Below are 8,073 nucleotides of genomic sequence, written 5' to 3'. Positions count from 1 at the left end.
GATCGCACCCAGGACCAGAGCGCGCGTGAGCCTCGGCGCCGATTCCCCGTCGAGGACCGCCACTACGGCGGGCCACCGCCCGCCCTGCGCCTCGGCGATGGTCACCGCCCACGCGTGCCGCAGCACCCGAGCCTGCGCAGCCGTGAAGGCGTCCGCCGAGCCATCCTCACCCGCCTCACCGGCCTCATCCGTCGCGACCGGCACGTTTCGGGCGTCGTGCGGCTTGTCCCAGGCGACTGTCAAGCCTTCCGCGTCCGCCCGGCTCACCGTCCCCGTCTCGCCGCCCGACAGCCCGCGATCCGGCAGCGGCGCGGTCACGATGACGCGATCGCCCGCGTCGAAGCCGACACACGTGCCGGGGCCGGGATTGAAACGGGATTTGAGCGCTGCGTTGAGCGTTCCGGTACCGGCGGCGGACTCCGCATCCACCGCGACGACCTGCACCTGACTGCCGCTCAGGTTGAAGGCGCGTGGGATCGAGTCGGCGGCGACCTGCACCGCGCGATGTACCGCCGCGCCCGCCTCACGCACCGGGACGATCACCACCTCCTTCGAAGTGCCGTCAGGGCCGAGCAACAGCTCCTGTGGCGGCAGTCCGCCGTAACGCACCGCGTCCGCGAGGGAGCTGAGCGGGCCGGTCGGGCGATGCTTGAGCTCGACCCGAGGCAGTCGGCCACCGAACGAGGGATCGTCGATCTCCAGCAGGTCTCGGAACAGCGCGCCGGGACCCGTTCCCGTGAGCGTCGCGGGATCGCCTGCGAGCACCACGTGCGCCCCGTCGCGCGCCGACTCAAGCAACGTGGTGCCGAGTTCCAGGCTGAGCAGTTGTGCGTCCGCCACGACGAGAACGTCCGCAGCCTCGATACGCCCCGGATCACCGACCAGCACGCGCGTGTCGACCGCGTCCACCCCGGCTGCTGCGAGCGTGCGTAACCCGGCCGCCGACGGCGAGGTCAGCAGTGCCGCAGGGAACGCCTCTGCCAGCTCGGCCAGTCGTGCCGCGCTCGTGCCGGTCACCAGGGTCAGGCCGTGCTCGGCGACTGCGCCGAGCAACGCGTCGGCCGAATCCGTGCCCTGCTTCGCCTCCACCGCCTCGGGTGTGGCGGCCAGCCGCTGCGCGGCCTCCGCAGCCGACTGCTCCGCGAACGCCCACCGCTCGACGGCCAGCAGCGTGTGCCCGCTGGTCAGCATCGCCGCCGGATCGTCGTCGTCCGCGGCGTCCAGCCGCTCGAACTCCTCGATCTGCGCTTCGTCCGCGTCCTCCGGCAGCGAAACGGGTTCGGCGAACGCCAGCGCCGCGCCGTGCTCGATCGCGTCGGCGATCGCCCCGGTGGCGTCGGACACGCCGAACTTGTCCAACGCGTCGGCGATCGTGTCAGCGCCCTGAACCGTGTGTCCGGCTGCGGCCGCGCGGCGCAGAAGCCAGGAGACCAGCGCCCTGGAACGACGCGGATCGGCTGGCCCGGCCTGCGGCAGGGCGGCTCGGGCCAACGCGTCAGCGGCCTGCGGCGCGACGCCGGGCACCGTGAGCACGCACCAGGGATCGGCCGCCACGCGTTCGTCGGCATCCTCGCCTAGCGCCCGCTCGATCCGGTCGGCCATCGCGACCGGTGCGCCCGCCGCCGCGAGCCAGGCGATCAGCCGCCCTCGACCGGTTGCGGCTACTTCGCCAGTGCCCGTATTGGCAGTGCCCGTCGTGCCAGGGCCCGCTTCGCCGGGATTGTCGGGCCCGTCGGACTCATGCGGCGGCCGGCCCCCCTCGTCCATCGCGTCCTACCCTCTGTTCCAGCCGTGATCCGGGTATCCCAGATACGGCGCCGATACGTCGTCCAGCGCTTCGCGGATCGTCTGAGGCAGCGCCAGATCCTCGGCTGCCAGCGCCCCGCGCAACTGCGCCGCGGTGCGTGCCCCGACGATGGGCGCCGTCACCCCGGGCCGGTCACGCACCCAGGAGAGCGCCACCTCCACCGGTGCGACCCCGAGGCCGTCCGAGGCAGTGGCGACGGCGTCGACGATCCGCCGCGCGGCGCCGTCGAGGTACGGCCCGACGAAGCCGCCGTACCGATCCGAAGCGCCCCGCGAATCCGAGGGGATGCCGGTCCGGTACTTCCCGGTCAGCACGCCACGGCCGAGCGGCGACCACGGCAGCAGCCCTATACCCAGCGCCAGCGCGGCCGGGGCGACCTCGCGCTCCACTCCGCGCTGCACCAGCGAGTACTCCATCTGCACCGACGCGATCGGAGCCCGCCCGGGCACCGCCCGCTGCCAGGAGGAGGCCGCCGCCAACTGCCAACCAGAGTAGTTGGACACGCCGACATATCTCGCCTTGCCCGACGCAACCGCCGCGTCGAGTGCAGAGAGCGTCTCCTCGATCGGCGTGTTGTCGTCATAGGCGTGCAGTTGCCAGATGTCCACGTAATCGGTGCCCAGGCGTGTGAGCGAGGCATCCAGGGCCGCGAGCAGATGCCCACGCGAGGCGTCGAAGCGCCGTGGGTCGTGTGGCACCGACACGGCCTTGGTGGCGATCACGACATCAGATCGGATGCCCTCCACCAGGCGCCCCAGCAAGGCCTCCGACTCGCCGTCGGAGTAGACGTCGGCTGTGTCCACCAGCGTGCCCCCGGCGTCGAGAAAGGCCTTGAGCTGGTCGCCCGCGTCCGCCTCGTCGGTGTCCCGGCCCCAGGTCATCGTGCCGAGACCCAGGCGGGACACGCGCAGCCCGGTCCGCCCCAGATGTCGCTGCTCCATAGCTGTGAATGTAGTGGCTGGGACCGGGCCCGCGCCGACCTCTCACCTGTTCGGCTGTGGACAAACTGTGCCCATCGTCCGTTCGGCGGCACCGTCCCGGCATGCTCGACGAGCTCATTACCGCCGAGTAGGGTGTTGCCGGGCGAAGGCCGACGAATCGCGGGACGGCGAACTGTGCGAAAACGAGAAGCGGAGCGGCGATGAAGCTGGGCGTGAACCTCGGATACTGGGGCTCGGGCAACGACGGCGACAACCTGGCTCTGGCCCGCGAGGCCGACCGGCTGGGCTACGCGGTCTGCTGGACCGCCGAGGCGTACGGCTCCGACGCGGCGACCACCCTGGCCTGGGTGGGCGCGCAGACCGAGCGCATCGACATCGGCTCCGCGATCTTCCCGATCCCGGCGCGTACCCCCACGCTGACCGCGATGACCGCGGCCACCCTCGACTCGCTGTCCGGTGGCCGCTTCCGTCTCGGGCTCGGCGTCTCCGGGCCGCAGGTCTCCGAGGGCTGGCACGGCGTCCCGTTCAAGGCGCCGCTGGCGCGCACCCGCGAGTACGTCGACATCGTGCGACTGGCCCTCAGCCGTCAGCGCGTCGCCTACGACGGCGAGCACTTCAAGCTCCCGCTGCCCGGCGGCGCCGGCAAGAGTCTCCAACTGATCATCCGTCCCATCCGCGAGCGCATCCCGATCTACATCGCCGCGGTCGGCCCGAAGAACCTGGAGCTGACCGGCGAAATCGCCGACGGCTGGCTCGCGGTCTTCCTCTCCCCGCAGTACGCAGGCGAACAACTCGCGTCGATCGAGGCGGGCCGCAAACAGGTGGGTAAGGACCTGTCCGGGTTCGACGTCGTGCCGACCGTGCCCGTCGTGATCGACGATAACCTGGAGCGCGCCGCCGATCAGATCCGCTGGTACGCGGCGCTCTACATCGGCGGCATGGGCAGCCGTGAGCAGAACTTTTACAATCAACTCGCCTGCCGCATGGGCTACGCCGACGCCGCCGCACGCGTCCAGGATCTGTACCTGGCCAGGGATCACCGTAACGCGGCTGCGGCCGTGCCTTTCGAGTTCATCGACTCCACCAGTTTGATCGGCCCGCCGCAACGAATCGCCGAGCGGATGAAGGAGTACGCCGCCGCAGGAGTCACGACGCTGAGTCTTTCCATGTTCGCGACGAACCTCGACCAACGCCTTGCCGACCTCCGCACGTCCATCGACGTCCTACGCGCCGCCGGCCTCGACGGATAGCCCCCAATTTGTGATCACTCCAATTTCGATCACATAGCGAACCGGCCGGTACATTGATGCGGTGACGACTGTCCTGCTGGTCCGGCACGGCCGCACCACCGCGAACGCTTCAGGAGTGCTGGCCGGGCGGACGCCGGGCGTCGAACTCGACGAGCGCGGGCGGGCTCAGGCCGCCGCGCTCGCCGAGCGATTGGCCGAGGTGCCGCTGGCAGCCGTGGTCAGCAGCCCGCTGGAGCGCACGCGTCAGACTGCTGAGGCGCTGCTCACGGGCCGTCAGGACACGCCGCTGCACGTCGACGAGTCGCTCACCGAATGCGACTACGGGGACTGGTCCGGCCGAGAGCTCATGACGCTGTTCGAGGAACCGTTGTGGCGGACGGTCCAGATCCACCCGGCCGCAGCCGCCTTCCCCGGTGGCGAAGCCATGGCGGCGATGTCCGCGCGTGCGGTAACCGCCATCCGTCGATGGAACGCGGAGTTCGGCGGGGACGCAACTTACGCCGTCGTCTCGCATGGTGACATCATCAAGGCCATCGTCGCGGATGCGCTCGGCATGCACCTTGACCTGTTTCAGCGGCTACAGGTCGACCCGTGCTCGGTCAGCGTAATCAATTACACCGAGACCAGGCCGTTCATCCTGCGGTTGAATGACACCGGTTGGGAGACCGCCAGCCTCAAGCCTCCCAAGCGCCGCACCAAGCGCACCTCTGCACGTGCACGCGCCGAAGAAGGCGATGTGCAGGTGGGCGGCGGAGCAGGACCCGGTTAAGACCGCGTAGGCTCGGTCCCGACGTGAACTCCCGGCCGTGTGCACTGTCACAGTAGTGGCCAACAGTCACTCGCGGCGCGGAATAGACGCTCCTCACCGGGCCGGAACCGGAACAATGACCGAGAGACGTAGTGTAGTGAGAGGGAGGCTGACACAGTGCCGAGGCACCTGTTCGTCTACGACCCGCCGGAACGGTTCGTGGCCGGCACCGTTGGTGAGCCCGGTTCCCGGTCCTTCTTCCTACAGGCACGCTCCGGCCGCCGGGTGACCTCGGTCAGCCTGGAGAAGGAGCAGGTGGCGCTGCTCGCCGAGCGGCTTGAGGAACTGCTCGACGAGATCGTGCGCCGCACCGGCGGCGTCACCGCCGTGCCTGCCGCCACGCCCACGGATCTGACCGACAACGACCCGCTGGAGCAGCCGATCCTTGAGGAGTTCCGGGTCGGCTCGCTCGCGCTGGCCTGGGACGAGCCGCGCGGCAAGATCGTGATCGAGGCCGGTGCGATCACGGAGGACGAGAACCCCGCCGAGCCGCTGTCCGACGATCAGACCGCCGAGGCGCCTGACGTGCTGCGTGTGCGGCTGACCGGCGGTCAGGCGCGGGCGTTCGCGGCCCGCGCCCAAGCCGTCGTCTCCGCCGGCCGCCCGCCCTGCCCGCTGTGCGATCTGCCGCTCGACCCCGAGGGGCACGTGTGCCCGCGCCAGAACGGCTACCGGCGGCGGACCGCGGCGTGACCGACGCGCTGCGTAAGGGCGAACTGAAGGTCGAAGGGCGTCTGACCGACGCCTCGAACGCCACTCTCTACTGTGTCGCAGTTCTCGGTGACAGTGACAGTGGCAGCGATGGGGATAACAACCGAGACGGTAACGGGGCCGACAATGGCAACGGGCAGAGTTCCGTCACCTGCGTGTACAAGCCGATCGCTGGCGAAAACCCGCTCTGGGACTTCCCTGACGGCACCCTCGCCGCGCGTGAGGTCGCCGCTTACGAGGTAAGCGTGGCGCTCGGCTGGGATCTCGTGCCCGAAACCATCCTGCGTGACGGTCCGTTCGGCCCGGGTATGTGCCAGCGCTGGATCGACGTCGACGAGAAGACGCAGCTACTCGCCGTCCTGCCGATGAACGCCCGAGGCGACGATCTGGACGGCTGGTGCCCGATCATGTCGGTCAGCCTGACCAACGGCGAACAGGGCATTCTGTCCCATCAGGACAACGACGAACTGCGCAGAATCGCGCTGTTCGACGTCATTATCAACAATGCCGACCGGAAGGGCGGGCACGTCCTGCCCACCGCTGACGGGTACGTCTACGCGATAGACCACGGCGTCACCTTCCACACCGACGACAAGCTGCGCACCGTGCTGTGGGGCTTTGCCGACAGGCCGCTGAATGACGCCGAGATCGCCGATCTCAAGCGGCTGCGAGCCGACGATGCGCTCGCCGACCGCGTCGCCGAGCTCCTCACCGAGCCGGAGACCGCCGCCCTGCACGCCCGAATCAGTGCACTGCTCGCCGCCGGGCGCTTCCCGAAGCCGGCGGGTCGCCAGCGTCCGGTTCCATGGCCGCTCATCTGACGTGTCCGACTGAGGCGTTCATCTGAAGCGTTCACGCTTGATCGCGGGCAGACCGTACAGTGTTGCGCATGGATGCATGGCCGACGAGCAATCCGCCTAAGCTGCCCGGACGTGGCGAAACTCTCCGCCTCTACGACACGTCCACCGGCGAGCTGGTCCCCACTCCGGCGAGAAGCCCGCAAGACGGTGAACCGGCCCTCATCTACGTTTGCGGAATCACTCCTTACGACGCGACCCATCTGGGCCATGCTGCGACGTACACCGCCTTTGACCTCGTCAATCGAGTGTGGCGAGACGCCGGGCACGAGGTGCGCTACGTCCAGAACGTCACTGACATCGATGACCCGCTCCTGGAACGGGCCGCAAAGATCGGTGAGGACTGGGAAGTCCTCGCGCTGAAGGAAACGGCGCTGTTCCGCGAGGACATGACGGCGCTACGCATCCTGGCCCCGTATCGGTACGTCGGTGCGGTTGAGGCGATCCCGCTCGTCGTCACGCTCGTCGAGCGCCTTCTGGAGAGCGGCGCTGCGTACCGCGTGGACGATGACGTGTACTTCAACGTGCACAGTGACCCCGGCTTCGGCTCGATCTCAGGTCTCGACTCCGCCATGCAGGAAAAGCTCTTCGCGGAGCGTGGCGGCGACCCCGACCGGCCGGGCAAACGGCACCCACTGGACTGTCTGCTGTGGCTTGCCGAGCGGCCTGGCGAACCGTCCTGGCAGACGTCGCTCGGCGCGGGCCGTCCCGGCTGGCACATCGAGTGCGCCGCCATCGCGCTGGAGTACCTCGGCAGCGGGATCGACGTGCAGGGCGGCGGCTCGGACCTGGTCTTCCCGCATCACGAGATGGGCGCGGCCGAGGCGCAGGTGCTGACCGGGCATCGACCGTTCGCCAAGATCTACGCGCACGCCGGGATGGTCGCGCTGCACGGGGAGAAGATGTCGAAGTCCAAGGGGAACCTGGTCTTCGTGTCGAAGCTGCGCGCCACCGGCCACGAGCCGATGGCGATCCGGCTGGCGCTCCTCGCGCACCACTACCGCAGCGACTGGGAGTGGTTTCCCGCCGACCTCGCGGCTGCGGAGCAGCGCCTGGCGCGCTGGCGCGCCGCCGTGTCCCGCCCGGACGCGCTCGCGGCCGACGCCCTGCTCGCGCAACTGCGCGAACGGCTGGCGGACGACTTGGACACCCCTGGCGCGCTGGCGGCAGTCGATGCCTGGGCCGACGCCGTGCTGGGCCGATCAGCCCATAATGGTGCGGATGCCGACGGCACGGGCGGCGTGAACGCTCTGACCGGCCCGGACAGTGCCAGCTCGGACAGTGACGGTGCGGACGCCGATGGCGCAGGTGACCCGAACGGTTTGACCGGATCGGCTCGCCACGATGCGGGCGTGACCGGCACGGATGTCGTCGCCGACCCCGCCGCCCCGGGCTTGGTCTCGCGTGCCGTGGATGCCCTCCTCGGCATCGCCTTGTAGCCGATCTTGCCTTGACGGTTGATACCGCCTTATAGCTTGTAAGCGGCCTGATCATCACACTTACCCGAGGCGTCTTGCGTGTCGCTCGTGAATGTGTCTAGTCTGTCTAGTCAAGGGATGGGACGGATTCGGGAGGAACGCGATGGCCGCCACCAAGGAAGACGCGCACTGGCAGATCCAGGAGGCCAAGCAGCGATTCAGTGAGCTGATCCGGTCCGTCCAGTCAGAGGGCCCGCAGTTCGTCACCAAGCACGGGGAGG

Annotated in this window: 7 protein-coding genes and 1 pseudogene; 6 read left to right on the top strand and 2 right to left on the bottom strand. The window is 69.2% G+C overall.

Translation table 11 applies throughout. The features are described 5' to 3' along the window. Positions 1 to 1,767, bottom strand: a 1,767-nt coding sequence (locus tag VGS97_RS27015) for a helix-hairpin-helix domain-containing protein (RefSeq protein WP_326856484.1), incomplete at its 3' end; no start/stop codon positions are given. Positions 1,768 to 1,773: 6 nt separating this feature from the next. Next, complete coding sequence (locus tag VGS97_RS27010; protein WP_326856483.1) at positions 1,774 to 2,748, bottom strand: aldo/keto reductase; 975 nt, start codon at positions 2,746 to 2,748, stop codon at positions 1,774 to 1,776. A 200-nt stretch (positions 2,749 to 2,948) separates the two neighbouring features. Between VGS97_RS27010 and VGS97_RS27005 the strand changes: the two genes are divergently transcribed. The 6 genes and pseudogenes from VGS97_RS27005 to VGS97_RS29700 all read left to right on the top strand — a co-directional run. Continuing rightward, positions 2,949 to 3,998 (top strand): LLM class F420-dependent oxidoreductase, encoded by a 1,050-nt coding sequence (locus tag VGS97_RS27005; RefSeq protein ID WP_326856482.1) that lies wholly within the window; start codon positions 2,949 to 2,951, stop codon positions 3,996 to 3,998. A gap of 61 nt (positions 3,999 to 4,059) precedes the next feature. After that, positions 4,060 to 4,767, top strand: coding sequence for an MSMEG_4193 family putative phosphomutase (locus VGS97_RS27000; RefSeq protein WP_326856481.1), 708 nt, complete (start codon positions 4,060 to 4,062; stop codon positions 4,765 to 4,767). 156 nt (positions 4,768 to 4,923) lie between these two features. Further along, positions 4,924 to 5,499, top strand: a complete 576-nt coding sequence (locus VGS97_RS26995; protein ID WP_326856480.1) for a DUF3090 family protein — start codon at positions 4,924 to 4,926, stop codon at positions 5,497 to 5,499. Further along, positions 5,496 to 6,338, top strand: coding sequence for an SCO1664 family protein (locus tag VGS97_RS26990; RefSeq protein WP_326856479.1), 843 nt, complete (start codon positions 5,496 to 5,498; stop codon positions 6,336 to 6,338). The genes VGS97_RS26995 and VGS97_RS26990 overlap by 4 nt, the downstream gene beginning before the upstream one ends. A gap of 68 nt (positions 6,339 to 6,406) precedes the next feature. Continuing rightward, positions 6,407 to 7,615, top strand: a pseudogene (gene mshC / locus VGS97_RS26985) (cysteine--1-D-myo-inosityl 2-amino-2-deoxy-alpha-D-glucopyranoside ligase); the annotation flags it as partial. 289 nt (positions 7,616 to 7,904) lie between these two features. Next, on the top strand, positions 7,905 to 8,073 hold a 169-nt coding region (locus VGS97_RS29700), incomplete at its 3' end, for a type II toxin-antitoxin system prevent-host-death family antitoxin (protein ID WP_414641847.1).

This window comes from Actinocrinis sp., assembly GCF_035946395.1.
Lineage (GTDB): Bacteria > Actinomycetota > Actinomycetes > Streptomycetales > Catenulisporaceae > Actinocrinis.
This window is presented reverse-complemented; position numbering and strand designations above follow the sequence as displayed.

Excerpts from the sequence above, each read along its gene's own strand:
- VGS97_RS27010 (WP_326856483.1), bottom strand. The coding sequence starts at position 2,748 with ATGGAGCAGCGACATCTGGGGCGGACCGGGCTGCGCGTGTCCCGCCTG.
- VGS97_RS27005 (WP_326856482.1), top strand. The coding sequence starts at position 2,949 with ATGAAGCTGGGCGTGAACCTCGGATACTGGGGCTCGGGCAACGACGGC.